Here is an 18,354-nt window from a genome sequence, read left to right on the forward strand (position 1 = left end):
CTGGGGTGAGTGAGTGCAGGTAACAACGCTGCAACTTGAAAGGCGACGGGTATATCGTTGCTCCCCTTTTCAACAACGCCGGTGAATTAACCGGCGTTGTTGTGTTTGAACCTTAAAAACGATGAAGAGAATGACGTTTTGAATTATCAGTTGATCACTACCGACGCCGGATTGCAGCAGGTCTGCGAGCAGGCAAGAAACTACGCCCAGGTGGCGTTGGATACCGAGTTCGTCCGCACGCGGACCTATTATCCGCAGCTAGGCCTGATCCAGTTATACGATGGTGAACAACTTTCCCTGATCGATCCGCTTCCCATCAAGCAATGGCAACCCTTTATCGATCTGCTGGCCGATACTGCCGTGGTGAAGTTCTTGCATGCCGGTAGCGAAGATCTGGAGGTGTTTCTGAATGCCTTCAAGACGCTGCCGACTCCGATGGTCGACACCCAGATCCTGGCGGCTTTCAGCGGTCATACGCTGTCCTGCGGCTTTGCCAAGCTGGTCACCGAGTATATGCAGGTCGATCTCGATAAGAGTGAGTCACGTACCGACTGGTTGGCGCGACCGTTGACCGAACGCCAATGCGTATATGCCGCGGCCGACGTGTTCTATCTGTTGCCAATGGCCAAACAGCTGGTGCAGGAAACCGAGGAAGCGGGTTGGACTGCCGCAGCCGATAACGAGTGTCGTTTATTGTGCCAGCGGCGCAGTGAGTCGCTGGCGCCTGAATTGGCCTATCGTGAAATCACCAATGCCTGGCAGTTGCGCCCGCGTCAGTTGGCATGTCTGCAAAAACTGGCCGAATGGCGTTTGCGCCAGGCGCGTGAACGCGATCTGGCAGTAAACTTTGTCGTGCGAGAGGAAAACCTGTGGGCCGTGGCGCGCTATATGCCGGGCTCGCTGGGGGAACTGGAGGCGCTGGGGCTGAGTGGTCCAGAGATCCGCTATCATGGTAAAACCCTGGTGGCGCTGGTAGCGGAAGCTAATGCCCTGGATGAATCAGCGTTACCGGCTCCGCTGAGCAACCTGGTCGACCATCCTGGCTACAAAAAAGTGTTCAAGGATATCAAGGCGGCCATTACCTTGGTGAGCGAGCAGAGTGGCCTGAGCGCCGAACTGCTGGCTTCGCGTCGGCAAATTAATCAGCTGCTGAATTGGCACTGGAAATTGAAAGAGAGCGAGTCCCTGCCTGAGTTAATCAGTGGGTGGCGTGGTGAACTATTGGCTGCCCCATTGCAGGCGATCCTACAGGAATATTAATCGTTAAAGGTCAGGCGGGGCAGTTCTAATCAAACTGTTCCGTTTTATCACGTCAAAAATAAGATTAGGAAAATCTTTACTGCCAGCCTTTACCATAAAGACATTTGCGGCAAAAAGAACTGAGAGTTGTCTCAATAGGGCGGGTTTTTTATTTTTGTGGGTGCGTTAATAACTGGACGAATATACAGTTACCCCCTGTATAAAAATATACAGGGGGCACTCATTGCATCGCAATCATTTAGCAGGTTCTTCCGATTCCGGCAGCGTTACGTTAAGTTCAAGTACCGAAATATCGTCCCCTTTCTGCTCGAATTGCACGTGCAGCATTTCGGGGTCGATCTGAATGTATTTGCAAATTACCGCTAGAATATCGCGCTTTAAATCAGGCAGGTAGTGGGGCTCGCTGTCCCCACGACGACGTTCTGCGACGATAATTTGCAGCCGTTCCTTGGCTACACTGGCTGTCGATTTTTTGCGGGACAGAAAGAAGTCTAACAGAGCCATGGTTTATCCCCCAAAAAGGCGTTTCAGGAAGCCCTTTTTCTCTTCTTCAATGAAGCGGAACGGGCGTTCTTCTCCTAACAGGCGGTGAACGGTATCGTCATAGGCCTTACCGGCATCAGACTCACTATCAAGAATAACAGGTTCACCCTGGTTCGATGCACGTAAAACCGACTGATCTTCCGGGATGACGCCAACCAGTGGAATACGCAGGATTTCCAGCACGTCTTCCATGCTCAGCATATCGCCACGGCTGACGCGGCCCGGGTTGTAACGGGTCAACAGCAGATGTTCCTTGATCGGGGATTCCCCTCTCTCGGCACGGCGTGATTTGGACGCCAGAATGCCCAGGATACGGTCAGAGTCACGTACCGAAGACACTTCCGGGTTGGTGGTGATGATGGCTTCATCGGCAAAATACAGCGCCATCAAGGCACCGGTTTCGATCCCCGCCGGTGAGTCACACACCACGAATTCAAAGCCCATTTCGTCGAGATCGCCGAGGATTTTTTCCACGCCTTCGCGGGTCAGGGCGTCTTTGTCACGGGTCTGTGAAGCGGGCAGAATGTAGAGGTTATCAGTGCGCTTGTCTTTGATTAACGCCTGGTTCAGCGTGGCATCACCTTGGATAACGTTAACAAAATCATAAACTACCCGGCGTTCACACCCCATAATCAGGTCAAGATTACGCAGACCGATATCAAAGTCGATCACCACGGTTTTCTTGCCTTTCTGGGCCAAGCCGGTAGCAATGGCCGCACTTGATGTGGTCTTGCCAACGCCCCCTTTACCCGATGTAACAACAATAATGCGTGCCATGAAATGGATTCCTTGTCAAAAGGGCTTAATTTAAAGGTTGTATGGTTAAAGCATTATCCAACAGGCTGAGCCTTGCTGCCTGCCCGAGATACTCGGACGGGATCTGATCGCTCAACCAGTACTGCCCTGCGATAGAGACTAGCTCAGCACCCAGATGCGTGCAAAAAATCTGACACTGGGTATCGCCAGAAGCGCCAGCCAGTGCGCGGCCACGCATGCTACCGTAGATATGAATATTGCCGTCGGCAATCAGTTCGGCACCGGCGCTGACGCTGCTGGTGACGATCAAATCGCTGTTACGGGCGTAAATCTGTTGGCCTGAACGGACCGGGGTACTGATGATGCGCGTTTTGGCCGGAGCATTATCCGGGACTGGCGCAATCACCGGTGCCGGTGGGGCCGCCTTCTGGCCTCTGCCTTCATTGAGCAGCGGCAAACCGGCACGGGCGATGGAGCGCTTCTGCCGTTCATCTTTGCAACCACTGATGCCGACCACGCGCAGCCCAGCCGCAGTGACAGCCCGTTGAATTTCTTTCCAGTCTGCGTCGCCGTTTAGCGTAGCAACATTGATAACGACAGGGGCATTCTTGAGAAAAGCGGGCGCTTGATCCACCTTTTCCTGTAGTGCCTGGCGTATTACCTCGGGTTCGCAATTATGTAAATGAACCACTGATAGGGTAAAACTGCTGCCTTTTAGCTCAATTGGCGATTGTGACATCTATCCTGACTCAGTCTCAGCAACTTAAATCCCCGGAATACCACTCGGGGTGCGATATTCCGAAGTACTATAAGCATGTTATAGTCAGAGTTATATCCAGGCAAGTCGCTGCCTCAATTAAATAGAGTTTAAAAATGTTTTGTGTCATCTATAGAAGCGCCAAGCGCGATCAGACTTATCTTTATGTCGAAAAAAAGGACGATTTCTCTCGGGTGCCGGAAGATTTGATGAAAAGTTTCGGTACTCCGCAGTATGCCATGATGCTGTCGCTCGACGGTCGCAAGAAATTGGCTTCGGCGGATATCGAAAAGGTGAAAGAAGCCCTGCAGCAGCAGGGGTTTTATCTGCAGTTCCCACCCCCGGTGGAAAACCTATTAAACCTTCATTTATCTGATGCCAAGAAATAACCAGGCGTCGATTTTCAGCCCTGTGTTAACGCCAGCTTGTCAGCATTGTCTGCAACCGGCGGCAGGTCGTCACAGGTAGGGAAAATCATGAAGAAAATGCCGATGATGCTGACGCTGCTCCTTTTGGCGGGCGGTGTTAACCAGGCAGGGGCCGCTCCTGTTCCTGCCGTACAGCCAGGCGCGAGTACGCTGGCGCAGACCGGACGTGATCCGGCAGAGTTCCCGGCTTATGTGGCACAACTGAAGCTGAAGGCCATCAAGCAGGGGATCCCAGAGACTATCGTTGAGACCGCCTTCGCCAACGCGCATTTTGTCGATCGGGTCATCAATGCCGACCGCAATCAGTTGGAAAAGAAAATCACGCTGGACGATTACCTCGGCCGCGTGCTGCCCGCGTGGAAGATCCAGCGGGGCCGCGAGATGCGTCAGCAATACCAGTCACGATTGGCGCGCGTGACGGCGCGCTATGGTGTTCCTGAACGCTATATTGTCGCGCTGTGGGGCATGGAAAGTGCCTTTGGCAAGATCCAGGGTAAGGAGGATGTCGTTTCTGCCCTGGCGACGCTGGCGTTTGAAGGCCGCCGCGAAGCGTTCTTTACCAAGCAGCTGATGGCGGCCTTACAGATCATTGAGCAGGGCCACGTCGATGCGGGCAATCTGAAAGGATCCTGGGCGGGGGCGATGGGGCAAAGTCAGTTTATGCCAACCTCGTTTTTGACCTATGCCGCAGATGGGGATGGCGACGGTAAAATCGATATCTGGAATAACCTCGACGATGTGTTTGCCTCCACGGCCAACTATCTGGCTACCGAGGGCTGGCAAGCCGGAGTGGGTTGGGGCCGAGAGGTCAAACTGCCCGCGAAATTCAATGCTGACCAACTGGGACTGAAAGATGCCCAGGGGCACCGCGAGGAACAGTGGGCGGCCAAAGGAGTGGTGTTAGCCGATGGCTCACCGTTACCGGCTTCTGGCTTACGCAGTTGGGTGATCGCTCCAGATGATATGCAAGGACGCGCGTTCCTGGTTTATGATAACTTCCGTACTCTCATGCACTGGAATCGTTCGTACTATTTCGCGATCAGTGTGGGAATGATGGCCGACGGTATTGGCCAAGAGATCAGTACCGGTAAGGTGCCTGGAACGGCACCCCGTACATAGAATGGGCTAAGGTTGACTGGCCCTTAAACTGTAGTTGGGAGAGGCGGTATGTATCAACATAGAGACTGGCAAGGTGCGTTGCTTGATTTCCCGGTAAGCAAAGTGGTTTGTGTAGGCAGCAACTACAGCGATCACATCAAGGAAATGGGGAGTTCAACCCCTTCTGAACCGGTGTTGTTTATCAAACCTGAGACGGCGTTGTGTGATATTCGGCAACCGGTAGCGATCCCCAAGGGGCTGGGGTCGATTCATCATGAAGTCGAGCTGGCGGTGCTGATTGGTACCCCATTAAAACAGGCCAATGAAGACCGCGTGGCCCGTGCCATTGCCGGGTACGGCGTGGCGTTGGATCTGACCTTGCGCGATCTGCAGGCCGGGTTCAAGAAGGCGGGTCAACCTTGGGAGAAAGCCAAGGGGTTTGATGGTTCTTGTCCGATCTCCGGTTTTATCCCGGTGGCTGAATTTGGCGATCCGCAAAATACCGAGCTGTCGTTGTCAATCAATGACGAACTGCGTCAGCAGGGCAATACCCGCGATATGATTAACCCCATTTTGCCGCTGATCGCCTATATGAGCCGTTTCTTCACGCTGCGTGCTGGCGACATCATTCTTACCGGTACCCCTCAAGGGGTTGGGCCAATGGTTTCCGGCGATATGCTGAAAATCTCGCTTAACGGTAAATCCCTCAGTACCCGCGTGATTTAACGCCGCGCTATCTTTCTGCCTGACAGGCCCTCAAGGGGGTTGCAGGCAGAAACCGCTTCACTGGCTTACACTGATCCTATCATCTTGGATGTCGTTGCGGCAGGCTGAGCCGCCGGGCAAACATTTCCTTTTGCGCCGAGTGTCTATATAGTGTGCCCCCTTGAACCTGCTTGCAGGTGGTTTGTTCATTTACCTATTTTCGGAAGTCGATATGTCACAACTCCCTTTTTGGCAACAGAAAACGCTGGACGAAATGTCTGAGGCAGAGTGGGAATCGCTGTGCGACGGATGTGGGCAATGCTGTCTGAACAAGCTGATCGATGAAGATACCGATGAGATTTACTTCACCAACGTGGCCTGCGATCAGCTCAATATCAAATCCTGTCAGTGCCGCAACTATGAGCGCCGCTTCGAGCTGGAAGAAGACTGCATCAAGCTGACGCGCGAAAACCTCACCACGTTCGACTGGCTGCCGCCAACCTGCGCCTATCGGTTGATCGGTGAAGGTAAACCATTGTTCGACTGGCACCCGCTAGTCAGCGGATCAAAAGCAGCTATGCACGGCGAGCGTATCACCGTGCGCCATATCGCGGTGCGTGAAAGCGAAGTCGTGGATTGGCAAGACCACATACTTAACAAACCGAGCTGGGCCAGGTAATTAACTGGCAACTGTAGCCAAATACTTCGCTTAATACCGCAACACCTTCGGCTGAGGCAGGAGGGAGTCATGCAGGTTAGCCGACCGTTGAGCGCAGGGATGCGCGATTGCGAGCCCCCAGGGGCGGGTTTACGGCGTGTCGGCGTTCTGCGTGACTCCCTCCTGTAGCACGATTACCTACAGCTAAGTATTACTAGCCGCTATTTACCCATTACCGCACCACCAAGACCGACGTTTTGGCATACCTGACAACCGATGATGCCGTTGTGCCAAGTAAGAAGGTGGTGATATTTGGCCTGCGGGAGCCGACAACGATCAGATCGGCGTTGATCTCTTCGGCAAAATTCAATATCCGATCTCTCGGTGCGCCAATTTCTACCGAACAGTGCACCCGACCTTCTGGGATATCAAACGCCATTACGACTTTCTTTAACTCCGCCAGCGCGATCTGTATCCGTTCGTCATCGCTGGGTAGTAGCCGCTCAGGGTGTGACAGCCCATATTCATAATAAGACAGCATGGGAGAGAGTACGGCGAGAAAATGGATCTGTGGGTAGTCGATTTTTGCCAGTGAATTAATCGGGGGAATGACTTTTTGTGTTAACTCGATTTCAGCCAAATCAATGGGCGCTAATATAGTCTTGTACATACAGCCTCCTAAGCAGTCGGTGATGTGCATAACTACTGCGCGATCAATATACTACATCCTCCAGCATTTTGGGGTGACACAGATCGAAGTTGTGGCAACCCCATAGGGATATCGGCATCTAGATCAATGGTTGATGTAATAATCCTTCCAGCACTTTCAGTGGCGCAGTCTGCGGTGTTTTCATGGCGCTCACCGGCAAAATAAAAGTCTGCTCCAACATGAATTGCCCGGCCATGGCGGCATGCGGCGTTTGATCGGAGAAACAGATCCAACTACTTCCAGGAGGGAATTCGACGGCCTGCTGCGGCCCGTTTTCCTGGTAGGTTTTATCTGCTTTCATCGCATCGTGCATTTGCAGCATCAAATGGTCGTAGTGGCTACGGCGCGTTTTGGTGATGCCAATTTTATCTTGCAGCCAACTGGCAAAGGGTGAGTAACGCTTCAGACGAGGCAGAAAACGTTGCGCCAATTCGGGGAACGGCTCGCCAACGCGCCACAGGCGGCTTTCACCATGAGGGTTGATATTGGTGAAAATACGTAAAATGCGTTGGCCATAGTTGGGCCGCGAAGGGAATGCATCGACATGCAGGCGACTGTCATCCTTGCGCCATGAGGTTGCGGCTGTCCATGCAGCGATCGGGTGCAGTCGCAGGCTGTTGGTGGGCATTTGGACCGCGTGTCGGTATTCGGGCAGGACGGTATTGATTAAATGCCGGCAGGCTTGATGGTGCCGAGCCAGTAATTTATGCACCGCTTCACGTTTGGCCTCGATGGCAACCCCCGTCAGCTTCTGCTGTTCCGGCTGGTAGCTGATATTTTTGCGTTTGGGGTCGACCAACTCTGGAGTGAGTAAGGCTCTTTCCTCATCGGTCAGATGAAAGGCCAGATGAGGGAAATAGAGTACCTTGCCACTTTCCAACTCGGTCACGGCATCTAAAGTGGCAGATGGAGTAGCATTCCAGTCCAAATAGGGTAGCGTCATGATAGCCGATTGCAGATTGCTTTTATTTGCTGACATAGTGATCCCCTGCTCAAAATACCCTGTCGATCTTATTGGTTGCTACTGCTCGGTAGGTTAACGCCGGCGAGCCTGATACAGGTACGGCGTTTTATCCAGCAGAGCATAGCCGAATTCACGCGCTAACCGAGTGGTCAGGTTAAACCAAAGCTAAACGAGCGGGTAATTAAATCAGGGCGGGTGCGGGGAGTGGCTTATAAGCGTCATCATTGTATTCGGATCCCCCTCTAGCAATTAATGTGGTGAATGAATAACGACCCATCTGCGATTCAAGTGTAGCCAATATCTCTCTGCTTGGGAGAGATAGGGGGTGGCAAAGATGAGGCGATAAAACGATGAGGGACGCAACGAAGCTTAATGTTATGTAAATTACGCCATAAACGCAGGGTGACCGCTTCTTTTTAAACAAAATGTTAGGTAGTTTGTCGGCACCTCCGCCCTGTGATGAGAATTAGCTGATGAAGATGGTGCGCCTGTTTGCCGTGGCCGGAGTACTGATCGTGTTGGTGTATTATTTTACCCATATGTGATAGCGATAACCTACTCCATGCAATAAAAAACGGCGCCCTCAGGCGCCGTTTTTGCGATGTTTACCGTTAGCGGCCAAACAGATCGCGTTTACGCTGGCGGACAAATTGGCTCAGCAGAACCACAATCCCGATCAGCAGATAGGCAGCGAAGATCCCTACCAGCCACTGCGGCATTTCCAATGACAGAAACTGCCACTGACGTACCGAACAATCACCCGAAGCGTGGAATACCGCAGGCATCCATTTGTCGAGCGGTAACCAGGAAGGGAAGCTGACAAAGAAATCACAGGTATTAAACGGCGATGGATGCAGCTGGATCATCGTGTGTTTCCAGGCTAACTGCAGGCCTTCCCAGGCGCTGTAGATCCACAACAGGATCGCTACATAGCGCAACGGCGACTTCGGTGCCAACGCCCCGAGCAGCGACGCTCCCAAAATCCCGAACAGCGCGACGCGTTCGTAGATACACATTACGCACGGCTGCAGCAGCATCACGTGCTGAAAATAGAGGGCCGCCAACTCCAGTACCAATGCAGTCAGAGCCATCAACAGCCAAGCACCGCGCCCCTGCGAGCAGCGGTTAAAGAATTGCAACATATCTATATTCTTCCATGCAGTAAGCAATTGAACCGGCAGTGTAAACCAATTCATCCCCGCTGCCAGCTACCTAAAGACGATTCCGTGAAAAATATCATCGCTTACGGGGACGATCTTGGGGCTTAATGTGCAGCGATTGGGGCCACCGCGTCAAGTGGTAGCGGTGTTAACCACTGCCATTGGGTCAACAGGTCCGTTACCGGTGCCAGGGTATGCTGCACGCACAGCAGGCCAACCAGGGTCAACACCAGCGTATATGGCAACGCCATCCAGACCATGCGGCCATAAGACAGGCGTACCAACGGCGCCAGGGCAGAGGTCAACAGGAACAGGAAGGCGGCCTGCCCGTTGGGGGTGGCTACCGAAGGCAGATTGGTGCCGGTGTTAATCGCGACCGCCAACAGTTCGAACTGTTGCAGTGAAATAGCCCCGTCAGCCAGTGCCGCACGCGCTTCGTTGATGTAAACCGTCCCGACAAAGACGTTGTCAGAAACAGAAGAAAGCAGGCCGTTGAACAGGTAAAACAGGGAAAGCTGGGAGGCCGGTGGTGCTTGTAACACGTAGTGGATCACCGGAGAAAACAGCTGCTGCTCAATAATCACCGCCACAACGGTAAAGAACACGGTCAGCAGTGCGGTAAAGGGCAGGGCTTCCTGGAAGGCTTTGCCAATGGCGTGCTCATCGGTTACGCCACATAGCGAAGTTGCCAAAATGATCACTGATAGGCCAATCAAGCCCACTTCCGCCAGGTGAAAGGCCAGTGCGATCACCAACCAGAGGCCGATTAACGCCTGCACCACCAGTTTCATCTTTTCCTGCTGGCTGCGTTTGGCCGTGGCCTGGCGATCGAACTCTTTCAGCACGCTACGGACCTGTTCCGGCAGTTTGGTACCGTAGCCAAATAGCGCAAAACGCTCTACCAGCAGGCAAACCAGCAAACCGCAAACGAATACCGGCAGCGTGACGGGCGTCATGCGCAGGAAAAACTCGCTAAAGCCCCATCCGGCGCTTTTGGCGATGATCAGATTCTGCGGTTCGCCTACCATGGTCATTACGCCACCGAGAGCCGTACCGATGCCAGCATGCATCAACAGGCTGCGCAGAAAGCCGCGAAACTGTTCCAGCGTCTGTTTATGGTCGCTACTTTCCAGGTGGCTGTCATCATTGATATCGCCTGTCTGATTTGAGGCGACGTTGTGGTAGATCGAGTAGAAACCAGTGCCGACGCTGATCACCACCGCCACCACCGTCAGGGCATCCAGGAAGGCAGAAAGCAGTGCCGCAGCAACGCAGAAGGATAGCGACAACAGCATCTTTGAACGGATGTTCAGCAGCAGTTTGGTAAACACAAACAGCAGCAGCTGTTTCATAAAGTAGATACCTGCCACCATAAACACCAACAGCAGCAGCACCTCGAGATTGCTGGCAATTTCGGCACTGACGTGTGCGGGACTGGTCATGCCGATCAGCACTGCCTCAATCGCCAGTAGCCCGCCAGGTTGTAACGGGTAGCACTTCAGTGCCATTGCCAGCGTAAAGATAAACTCGATAACCAGTAACCAGCCCGCCACAAAAGGGCTGACCAGGAAAAATACCAAGGGGTTGATCACCAGAAAACTGATGATGGCCAGTTTGTACCAGTCGGGAGACGTCCCGAGAAAGTTCTTTATCAATGCCGAGCGTATTGTCATATCCATGCCTGTTTTGGCGAAACCTTAAAGTGAGTTGACGCGCCTTACCCTAACAACGGCAGTGGGCTTGATGCAAATAACGGCGTCCTAATAGACTGAAATTTCGGCGAAGCAGATTTTTTCCCCTTTTTGCCGGTTTATGCACACTTTCGTTTATTGTTTTTTGCTCATGCTATGTGATGCTCCGGCGATCTGGTATGATCAGCTGATTACAATTACTGATTATCGTCGTAACGGAACATCAAAAACATGGTTATAAAGGCGCAGAGTCCTGCCGGTTTCGCGGAAGAGTATATCATTGAAAGTATTTGGAATAACCGCTTCCCTCCCGGCTCTATTTTGCCCGCGGAACGTGAGCTTTCAGAACTGATTGGCGTTACGCGCACCACCTTACGTGAGGTTCTACAACGATTGGCTCGTGATGGCTGGCTGACCATTCAGCACGGCAAACCGACCAAGGTAAATAATTTTTGGGAAACCTCCGGTCTTAATATCCTGGAAACGCTGGCCCGGCTCGATCACAACAGCGTGCCACAACTGATTGATAATCTATTGTCGGTGCGTACCAATATTGCCTCGATCTTCATTCGTGCGGCGGTTCGTAACCACCCGGAACAGGCACAGGAAGTGTTGGCGAAAGCGGCGCTGGTTGACGATCAGGCCGATGCCTTCAACCACCTCGACTATGAAATTTTCCGTGGCCTGGCCTTTGCCTCGGGCAACCCGATTTATGGCCTGATCTTCAATGGCCTGAAAGGGCTGTATACCCGCGTTGGCCGCTACTACTTCTCCAACCCGGAAGCGCGCAAACTGGCACTGAATTTCTACAGCAAACTGTCAAGCCTGTGCCATGAAAAGATGTACGATCAGGTGATGGATTGCGTTCGTAACTACGGTAAAGAAAGCGGGGCCATTTGGCAGAGCATGCAGGGCACAATGCCAAGCGATCTGACCGAAGCGCGCCGTTAATCCGTGAACTCAGCTAGTTGAAGGGGCGCTCTATGCGCCCCTTTGTCACATTGTCGCTTTATAACGCGTTGGGTCTTGGTGGGCAGCGGTCCAGCAACTCTACGCTGCCATCCTCGTTTTGCTGCTCCAGAATAATGTCGAACCCCCACAGACGATGCAGGTGCTTCATTACCTCTCTACGGCTTTTATCCAGCGGTGCCCGGTCTTGTGGAATGTAGCGCAGCGTCAATGAGCGGTCACCACGCAGATCCACATTCCAGATCTGAATATTAGGCTCGTGGTTGCTCAGGTTGTACTGAGCCGACAGCTCCTGACGTATCGCCCGATAGCCCGCTTCGTTGTGGATCGCCGAAATCTCCAGGTAATTGTTGCGATCGTCATCCAGCACGGTAAACAGCCGGAAGTCACGCATCACCTTCGGTGACAGGAACTGGCTGATAAAGCTCTCATCCTTGAAGTCACGCATGGCAAAGTGCAGCGTATCCAGCCAGTCTTTACCTGCGATATCCGGGAACCAGTAGCGATCTTCTTCGGTCGGTGACTGGCAGATCCGCTTGATGTCCTGGAACATGGCAAAGCCAAGCGCGTAGGGGTTGATACCGTTGTAATATTGGCTGTTATACGGGGGTTGGTAGACCACGTTGGTGTGGCTGTGCAGGAACTCAAGCATAAAGCGATCCGTCACGCGCCCTTCGTCATACAGGTGGTTAAGGATGCTGTAGTGCCAGAAGGTGGCCCAGCCTTCGTTCATTACCTGGGTCTGCTTTTGCGGGTAGAAATACTGGCTTACTTTACGCACAATGCGCAGCACTTCACGCTGCCAGGATTCCAGCAGTGGGGCGTTTTTCTCCATAAAGTAGAGAATGTTTTCCTGCGGCTCCCGTGGGAATCGCACGGCCTGTTCTGGCAGGGCTTCGCGATCGACTCGCGGCAGGGTTTTCCACAGCGAGTTGACCTGGCTTTGCAGATACTCCTCACGGCTCTTCTGACGCGCTTTCTCTTCCACCAGCGAGATTTTTTGCGGCCGTTTGTAGCGATCGACCCCGTAATTCATCAGCGCATGGCAGGAGTCCAGCAGCTTTTCGACTTCTTCCACGCCATAGCGCTCTTCGCACTCGCTAATGTAATGGCGGGCAAACAGCAGATAATCGACGATTGAACTGGCATCGGTCCAACTGCGGAACAGATAGTTATTCTTGAAAAACGAGTTATGCCCATAGCAGGCATGAGCCATCACCAGCGCCTGCATGGTGATGGTATTTTCTTCCATCAGATAGGCAATGCACGGGTTGGAGTTAATCACGATCTCATAGGCCAAACCCTGTTGGCCATGCTTGTAGCGCTGCTCGGTTTCGATGAACTTCTTGCCAAATGACCAGTGGGTATAGTTAATCGGCATCCCGACGCTGGAATAGGCATCCATCATCTGCTCGGAGGTAATGACCTCGATCTGATGCGGGTAGGTGTCGAGCCGGTAATGCTTGGCCACCCGGTCGATCTGCTCCAGATACACCTGCAACAGGTCGAATGTCCAGTCCGGTCCATCGCTCAGACGTTTATCTTCCTTAACCTTTTTATGTGTCGAAGTAGTCATCAGCGCACCCTCATTATGAACGGCGTCGGCTCTTTTGGCAGACCCTGTAACAATGATAGTCCAAGTCGTAATAAATCGTTTGAAATCATCCGGGCCGTGCATTGAACGCTACGCGCTTTGGCCTTGCTCTAACCGGTTTTCAGGCCGGCGGTGGCATTCAATCAGGCATTTTCCCCGTTCGGTAGAGGAAACTGATGCACAATCGAGGTTGATGGAATTATTAGCCTAAAATTTTTAATTAAACAGATTAATGTTCCATTGGTGATGGGTTGTTATCGCGTCTGATGCTGGAGATTTTTGCTGATGTTATTGGCTCCATGGCAGGCTGTTTTTTCGTCAAAATGCCCTTTAACAGTATCTTATCGTCATTTTTTGACTGCTATTGCCAATGCCGAGTGCATCAACGATAAAATAATTGTGAATATTGTCACGATTAATGATTGAGTTGTTGAGTAGTTTTTTCCACTGAGTTAATTTCCTGTTATTGGTAGATTGTGCTTTATCGATCCTTGGGCTGGAGTCAGCGATGAGAGTGGTTATTTTAGGTAGCGGAGTGGTAGGGGTTGCCAGTGCCTGGTATTTGGCAAAAGCGGGCCATGAGGTCACGGTGATCGACCGTCAACCCGGGCCGGCCTTGGAAACCAGCGCGGCCAATGCGGGGCAGATCTCCCCGGGTTATGCGGCGCCTTGGGCAGCACCTGGGGTACCGTTGAAGGCGATTAAATGGATGTTCCAGCGTCATGCACCGTTGGCAGTTCGCCTCGATGGCAGCAGTTTCCAGCTGCGCTGGATGTGGCAGATGCTGAAAAACTGCGACACCGCCCACTATATGACCAATAAAGGCCGCATGGTGCGTCTGGCGGAATACAGCCGTGACTGCATCAAGGCGCTGCGCCAGGAAACCGGTATTCAGTACGAAGGCCGCCAGGGTGGCACATTACAACTGTTTCGCACTCAGCAACAGTTTGACAGTGCAGCCAAGGATATTGCCGTACTGGAAGATGCCGGGGTGCCTTACAAACTGCTGGAAGCCAGCCAATTAGCGACGGTTGAGCCCGCGTTGGCGCAGGTGGCCCACAAGCTTACCGGTGGTTTACAGCTGCCGAATGATGAAACCGGTGACTGCCAACTGTTCACCCAGCAGTTGGCCAAGCTGGCGGAACAGGCCGGAGTCAAATTCCTGTTTAACCGCAACGTTGAGCGCTTGCTGGTGGCCGGGGATAACATTACCGGCGTGCAGTGTGATGGCGAAATCATCACTGCCGACAGCTATGTGGTGGCGTTTGGCGCCTATTCGACCGCGCTACTGCGCGATCTGGTTACCATTCCGGTTTATCCGTTGAAAGGCTATTCGTTAACCATCCCGATCGCCGATGAGGCGGCCGCACCGTTCTCCACCGTGCTGGACGAAACGTACAAGATTGCCATTACTCGTTTCGATAAGCGTATTCGCGTGGGTGGCATGGCGGAGATTGTCGGCTTCAATACCCAGTTGGAGCAGAAGCGCCGTGCAACGTTGGAAATGGTGGTGCGCGATCTGTATCCGAACGGTGGGCGAGTTGAAGAAGCCACCTTCTGGACAGGCCTACGCCCAATGACGCCGGATGGCACGCCGATCGTGGGACGGACATCGTTAAAAAATCTCTATTTAAATACCGGCCATGGCACCTTGGGTTGGACGATGGCCTGCGGCTCCGGCCAGTTGCTTGCCGACTTGATTTCTGGGGTCACCCCGGCTATTGCTTCAGACGATCTGGCAGTGGCGCGTTACCGTGCCGACTTTCGGCAGATGCCTGCGGTTCCCTTGAACGACGTGCACCCGGCACGCTGAAACCCAATGTGACAGGAGAGCCCATGCCTCGCCCGATTACCGCCAAGCTGCACTTGGCGGCATTAACCAATAACTTGCAGGTAGTACGTCGTTTTGCCCCTGCGTCTAAAGTCTGGGCCGTGGTCAAGGCCAACGCTTATGGCCACGGTTTACAGCATGTCTGGCGCCGTATGGCCGAGAATAGCGATGGTTTTGCCTTGCTCGATCTGGGCGAGGCGGTGTTACTGCGTGAGTCTGGTTGGCAGGGGCCGATCCTGCTGCTGGAGGGGTTTTTCCAACCCGCAGACCTGATGTTGATCGATCGCTATCGTTTAACCACCGCGGTGAACAGTGACTGGCAATTACAAGCCATTGCTGATGCCCGTTTACAGGCACCGCTGGATATCTATCTTAAATTGAACAGCGGGATGAATCGCCTGGGATTTGCACCAGAGCGGTTGCACAGTGCGTGGTTAACCGCCAAGGAGCTGCGTAATATTGGCTCGATAACCTTGATGAGCCACTTCGCCACCGCCGACGGTGCTGAAGGCGTAACGGAACAGATGGCCGTGATTGAACGCGCTACGGCCGCGATTGATTTGCCGCGTAGCCTGGCCAACTCGGCGGCCACCTTGTGGCACCCGCAGACTCAGGGGGATTGGGTAAGACCGGGGATTATCCTCTATGGCGCCTCGCCAAGTGGCAACTGGCAGGATATAGCCGACACGGGGCTGCAACCGGTCATGACGCTGAGCAGCAAGATCATTGGCCTCCAACAGTTACAATCTGGCGATCGTGTGGGATATGGCTGGCGCTATACCGCCAACGGGGCACAGCGTATCGGCGTCGTGGCCTGCGGCTATGCAGATGGTTATCCCCGCCATGCGCCTACTGGCACCCCGGTTTGGGTGGACGGCGTTCTGACGCATACGGTGGGTTCGGTTTCCATGGATATGATGACGGTGGATCTGACGCCATGCCCGCAGGCAACAATTGGCACGGACGTAGAACTGTGGGGAAGGGAACTGCCGGTTGACGATGTGGCCGCCGCAGCCGGAACCTTGGGTTACGAACTGCTGACGGCCTTGGCGGCACGGGTGCCGATGAGTATTGAGCAGTAGCCTCAGCCGATCTTTTTCAACTGCCCTTTGATTTGCTTGCTGCGCTGCCGTGCGTGTAGCGCCAGCAGGCAACCTGTCAGCATCACCAACGCCAGTGACAGTTTCGGCTGTAACGGTAACGCCATGGCGATCAAGCCCAGTGCGGCACCCCCGGCCATCTGAATAAAACCTACCAGTGCCGAAGCCACACCCGCTTCGTTAGAATAAGGCTCCAACGCATAGCTGGTTGACGGCCCCATGACAAAAGCCAATCCGGCGCAGGCGCAGGCCACGGGCAGGATATACGCCAGCCAATGGCTCTGTGCCGACTCACTCAACAGCGCTACACCCAACGCTAAAGCGAGGCAGCCTAATCCCATCAGTATGCCGCCAGTCGCCAGACAGAAGGGGCGGCCAATCTTGTGAATAATGCGGTTGGCCACAAAGCTGACCAACATGATCCAGAAGCCATTGGCTCCGAAGACCAAAGAGAACTGTAGCGGTGATAGCCCGGCGGTGCCCATCAGCACGTTAGGTGCCAATGAGACGTAGGTCAGCGCCATCCCCATCGCCCCCGCATTAACCACCGCAAAGGACATAAAGCGGCGGTTGCCAAGAATACGCAGATATTGCCGTACCGGTAGCCCTTTGACGGCCACGGTGCTGGCGGGGCGGGTTTCTGGCAGGTAGAAAATGACCAGCAATAACACCACGACGGCGTAACCGACCAGGAACCAGAATGGCGCGCGCCAGCCGAAGGCTTCTGCCAGCAGGCCGCCAAGCAGCGGAGCCAGAGCAGGAATGATATTCAGCGTGCCGTTGAGGAAACCAAAAGCACGAGCAGCATCGTCGCCATTCATGCGATCGCGCACGCCGCTGAAGGCGACGACGGCGGTACAACAAACGGCAACGCCTTGCATCAGGCGTGAAGCGACAAAGATATCTGCCGTGGTCGCCAGCGCAGCCATGGCAGCACCGACCATATAAATCAGGATCCCGGCGATGGCCACCGGCTTACGGCCATAGTTGTCCACCAGCGGGCCAGCGATCACCTGGCCAAGCCCCAACACCAGAATAAACAGCGAAATGGTGGATTGGATCAAGGCTTCACTGCTGTTGAGGCCCAGGGCAATCGCAGGAATGGTGGGCAGATAGAGATCGATACCTAGCGGGCCGAGCAGCACCAGGCTAAGCAGGAGAAATAGAAATTTTTGCATAACAAAAATGGCACATCCGAATGACAAAGAGAGCTAGAGTAGAGATCCTGGCCGCAAATGGGAAGAGATAACATCTTGATGACAGGCAAGAAACCGTTTGCGCCGCTTTTTGCCTGACGCGCTTATTTTGTCGAGGGCTGACGGTAATAAAGTGCCGAAATGGTATCGGCAACGTAGCGAGCCTGATGTTTGGCATCATCCAGCGCCCGGTGTGGCGTACCTTCAAATGGACGCAGTTTCTTGGGATTGAAGCCGTTCAGTTCCGCTAGCGTAATGATCGTGCGGGCGTCCTGGGTATCCCAGAACTTCCAGGGGCAAGGCATGGCCAACTGGCGGTAGGCATGCTCCAGGATCGAGCAGTCAAACTCTTTACCGTTGCCCCAGACTTTCACCGTATCGGTACTGTGCATATGAATAAAACGGCTCAGGTTGCTCAGCACCCGCTTGAGGCTCTCGCTGCCCCCAAAGGCCAGTTTGCGGGCCTCGTCGGACTGTTTTGTCCACCAGGCAACGGTATCCAGGCTGATGGTGCGGCCAGGTTGTTCCTGTTGGCTGTTTACCGCGGCTTCAAACTCAGCTCCCAACTCACCGGTTTTGGGGTTAAAGAATACGCCAGCCACAACCAGGATCACCGCGCTGGGGGCAATATCCAACGTTTCAATATCTAACATCAAATGGTTCATGGGTTTCTCCGGGGTGAAAAGCGGGCAGTCAATACAGTCTGGCAGAATATCCGGCCAGTTTGAAATAGGCGAAAATGGTTTGTTCGCGGTATGATGTTGCTGGTCATATTGCCTGAGTTGGTAGCTTGCGTTGAGAACACTTATTTTTATTCTATGTATGATCGGCTACTTGCTGATATTAGGCTACTTTGGCGTTTACGTTACCGATAAAATCTGCGAGAACGCCTACAACTTAAGTAAAATCTGCCGCATGGTGGATATCTCTGAGCC

18 protein-coding genes are annotated in these 18,354 nt (G+C 53.4%); 8 read left to right on the plus strand and 10 right to left on the minus strand.

Going from position 1 to position 18,354, the window contains the following annotated elements; translation table 11 throughout:
- Window positions 1-138 precede the first annotated feature (138 nt).
- Window positions 139-1,260, plus strand: coding sequence for a ribonuclease D (gene rnd, locus ACRDCA_RS18295; protein WP_438691010.1), 1,122 nt, complete (start codon window positions 139-141; stop codon window positions 1,258-1,260).
- Between the two features lie 234 nt (window positions 1,261-1,494).
- Here rnd and minE read toward each other — a convergent pair whose 3' ends face one another.
- The 3 genes from minE to minC are packed head-to-tail and all read right to left on the minus strand — an operon-like array spanning window position 1,495 to window position 3,298.
- Complete coding sequence (minE, locus tag ACRDCA_RS18300) at window positions 1,495-1,764, minus strand: cell division topological specificity factor MinE (RefSeq protein ID WP_025121046.1); 270 nt, start codon at window positions 1,762-1,764, stop codon at window positions 1,495-1,497.
- A 3-nt stretch (window positions 1,765-1,767) separates the two neighbouring features.
- A complete protein-coding gene (gene minD, locus ACRDCA_RS18305) occupies window positions 1,768-2,580 on the minus strand; it encodes a septum site-determining protein MinD (RefSeq protein WP_438690806.1) in 813 nt (270 codons plus the stop codon).
- A gap of 25 nt (window positions 2,581-2,605) precedes the next feature.
- Window positions 2,606-3,298 carry a septum site-determining protein MinC gene (minC, locus tag ACRDCA_RS18310; protein ID WP_438690807.1) on the minus strand — a complete coding sequence of 231 codons (693 nt, stop codon included), beginning with the start codon at window positions 3,296-3,298 and terminating at the stop codon, window positions 2,606-2,608.
- Window positions 3,299-3,432: 134 nt separating this feature from the next.
- Between minC and ACRDCA_RS18315 the strand changes: the two genes are divergently transcribed.
- From ACRDCA_RS18315 to ACRDCA_RS18330, 4 genes are all read left to right on the plus strand, one after another.
- The gene (locus tag ACRDCA_RS18315; protein ID WP_438690808.1) at window positions 3,433-3,705 is read left to right on the plus strand and encodes a YcgL domain-containing protein; all 273 of its coding nucleotides are present in this window, start codon (window positions 3,433-3,435) and stop codon (window positions 3,703-3,705) included.
- 87 nt (window positions 3,706-3,792) lie between these two features.
- Window positions 3,793-4,863: a lytic murein transglycosylase gene (locus ACRDCA_RS18320; RefSeq protein ID WP_438690809.1), complete on the plus strand. Its 1,071-nt coding sequence runs from the start codon at window positions 3,793-3,795 to the stop codon at window positions 4,861-4,863.
- A gap of 48 nt (window positions 4,864-4,911) precedes the next feature.
- On the plus strand, window positions 4,912-5,568 hold the full coding sequence (locus ACRDCA_RS18325) for a fumarylacetoacetate hydrolase family protein (RefSeq protein WP_438690810.1): 657 nt from the start codon (window positions 4,912-4,914) through the stop codon (window positions 5,566-5,568).
- A 211-nt stretch (window positions 5,569-5,779) separates the two neighbouring features.
- Window positions 5,780-6,226 carry a YcgN family cysteine cluster protein gene (locus ACRDCA_RS18330; RefSeq protein ID WP_021181179.1) on the plus strand — a complete coding sequence of 149 codons (447 nt, stop codon included), beginning with the start codon at window positions 5,780-5,782 and terminating at the stop codon, window positions 6,224-6,226.
- A 211-nt stretch (window positions 6,227-6,437) separates the two neighbouring features.
- Here the strand turns inward: ACRDCA_RS18330 and ACRDCA_RS18335 are convergent, their stop codons facing one another.
- From ACRDCA_RS18335 to nhaB, 4 genes are all read right to left on the minus strand, one after another.
- Entirely contained in the window at window positions 6,438-6,875 is a 438-nt protein-coding gene (locus ACRDCA_RS18335) for a universal stress protein (RefSeq protein WP_438690811.1), read from the minus strand.
- A gap of 118 nt (window positions 6,876-6,993) precedes the next feature.
- Complete coding sequence (locus tag ACRDCA_RS18340) at window positions 6,994-7,893, minus strand: Kdo hydroxylase family protein (RefSeq protein WP_438690812.1); 900 nt, start codon at window positions 7,891-7,893, stop codon at window positions 6,994-6,996.
- 596 nt (window positions 7,894-8,489) lie between these two features.
- Window positions 8,490-9,020: a disulfide bond formation protein DsbB gene (gene dsbB / locus ACRDCA_RS18345; RefSeq protein WP_438690813.1), complete on the minus strand. Its 531-nt coding sequence runs from the start codon at window positions 9,018-9,020 to the stop codon at window positions 8,490-8,492.
- A gap of 122 nt (window positions 9,021-9,142) precedes the next feature.
- The gene (nhaB, locus tag ACRDCA_RS18350; protein WP_438690814.1) at window positions 9,143-10,717 is read right to left on the minus strand and encodes a sodium/proton antiporter NhaB; all 1,575 of its coding nucleotides are present in this window, start codon (window positions 10,715-10,717) and stop codon (window positions 9,143-9,145) included.
- Window positions 10,718-10,960: 243 nt separating this feature from the next.
- Here nhaB and fadR point away from each other — a divergent pair, with 243 nt between their 5' ends.
- Window positions 10,961-11,680, plus strand: a complete 720-nt coding sequence (gene fadR, locus ACRDCA_RS18355; protein WP_438690815.1) for a fatty acid metabolism transcriptional regulator FadR — start codon at window positions 10,961-10,963, stop codon at window positions 11,678-11,680.
- A gap of 58 nt (window positions 11,681-11,738) precedes the next feature.
- Here the strand turns inward: fadR and ACRDCA_RS18360 are convergent, their stop codons facing one another.
- Entirely contained in the window at window positions 11,739-13,274 is a 1,536-nt protein-coding gene (locus tag ACRDCA_RS18360) for a SpoVR family protein (protein WP_025121035.1), read from the minus strand.
- A gap of 526 nt (window positions 13,275-13,800) precedes the next feature.
- Here ACRDCA_RS18360 and ACRDCA_RS18365 point away from each other — a divergent pair.
- Window positions 13,801-15,105 (plus strand): D-amino acid dehydrogenase, encoded by a 1,305-nt coding sequence (locus tag ACRDCA_RS18365; protein WP_438690816.1) that lies wholly within the window; start codon window positions 13,801-13,803, stop codon window positions 15,103-15,105.
- A gap of 23 nt (window positions 15,106-15,128) precedes the next feature.
- Window positions 15,129-16,205, plus strand: coding sequence for a catabolic alanine racemase DadX (gene dadX / locus ACRDCA_RS18370; protein ID WP_438690817.1), 1,077 nt, complete (start codon window positions 15,129-15,131; stop codon window positions 16,203-16,205).
- A gap of 2 nt (window positions 16,206-16,207) precedes the next feature.
- Here dadX and ACRDCA_RS18375 read toward each other — a convergent pair whose 3' ends face one another.
- Window positions 16,208-17,401, minus strand: a complete 1,194-nt coding sequence (locus tag ACRDCA_RS18375) for a multidrug effflux MFS transporter (RefSeq protein WP_438690818.1) — start codon at window positions 17,399-17,401, stop codon at window positions 16,208-16,210.
- Between the two features lie 122 nt (window positions 17,402-17,523).
- The gene (locus ACRDCA_RS18380; protein WP_438690819.1) at window positions 17,524-18,084 is read right to left on the minus strand and encodes a 3'-5' exonuclease; all 561 of its coding nucleotides are present in this window, start codon (window positions 18,082-18,084) and stop codon (window positions 17,524-17,526) included.
- Between the last annotated feature and the right edge of the window lie 270 nt (window positions 18,085-18,354).

The sequence above is a fragment of the Serratia sp. (in: enterobacteria) genome (assembly GCF_051654945.1).
Lineage (GTDB): Bacteria > Pseudomonadota > Gammaproteobacteria > Enterobacterales > Enterobacteriaceae > Chania.

Bases quoted from the DNA above. Each gene is read 5' to 3' on its own strand.
- minE (WP_025121046.1), bottom strand. From the start codon at position 1,764: ATGGCTCTGTTAGACTTCTTTCTGTCCCGCAAAAAATCGACAGCCAGT.
- minD (WP_438690806.1), bottom strand. From the start codon at position 2,580: ATGGCACGCATTATTGTTGTTACATCGGGTAAAGGGGGCGTTGGCAAG.
- minC (WP_438690807.1), bottom strand. From the start codon at position 3,298: ATGTCACAATCGCCAATTGAGCTAAAAGGCAGCAGTTTTACCCTATCA.
- ACRDCA_RS18315 (WP_438690808.1), top strand. From the start codon at position 3,433: ATGTTTTGTGTCATCTATAGAAGCGCCAAGCGCGATCAGACTTATCTT.
- ACRDCA_RS18320 (WP_438690809.1), top strand. From the start codon at position 3,793: ATGAAGAAAATGCCGATGATGCTGACGCTGCTCCTTTTGGCGGGCGGT.
- ACRDCA_RS18325 (WP_438690810.1), top strand. From the start codon at position 4,912: ATGTATCAACATAGAGACTGGCAAGGTGCGTTGCTTGATTTCCCGGTA.
- ACRDCA_RS18330 (WP_021181179.1), top strand. From the start codon at position 5,780: ATGTCACAACTCCCTTTTTGGCAACAGAAAACGCTGGACGAAATGTCT.
- ACRDCA_RS18335 (WP_438690811.1), bottom strand. From the start codon at position 6,875: ATGTACAAGACTATATTAGCGCCCATTGATTTGGCTGAAATCGAGTTA.
- ACRDCA_RS18340 (WP_438690812.1), bottom strand. From the start codon at position 7,893: ATGTCAGCAAATAAAAGCAATCTGCAATCGGCTATCATGACGCTACCC.
- dsbB (WP_438690813.1), bottom strand. From the start codon at position 9,020: ATGTTGCAATTCTTTAACCGCTGCTCGCAGGGGCGCGGTGCTTGGCTG.
- nhaB (WP_438690814.1), bottom strand. From the start codon at position 10,717: ATGGATATGACAATACGCTCGGCATTGATAAAGAACTTTCTCGGGACG.
- fadR (WP_438690815.1), top strand. From the start codon at position 10,961: ATGGTTATAAAGGCGCAGAGTCCTGCCGGTTTCGCGGAAGAGTATATC.
- ACRDCA_RS18360 (WP_025121035.1), bottom strand. From the start codon at position 13,274: ATGACTACTTCGACACATAAAAAGGTTAAGGAAGATAAACGTCTGAGC.
- ACRDCA_RS18365 (WP_438690816.1), top strand. From the start codon at position 13,801: ATGAGAGTGGTTATTTTAGGTAGCGGAGTGGTAGGGGTTGCCAGTGCC.
- dadX (WP_438690817.1), top strand. From the start codon at position 15,129: ATGCCTCGCCCGATTACCGCCAAGCTGCACTTGGCGGCATTAACCAAT.
- ACRDCA_RS18375 (WP_438690818.1), bottom strand. From the start codon at position 17,401: ATGCAAAAATTTCTATTTCTCCTGCTTAGCCTGGTGCTGCTCGGCCCG.
- ACRDCA_RS18380 (WP_438690819.1), bottom strand. From the start codon at position 18,084: ATGAACCATTTGATGTTAGATATTGAAACGTTGGATATTGCCCCCAGC.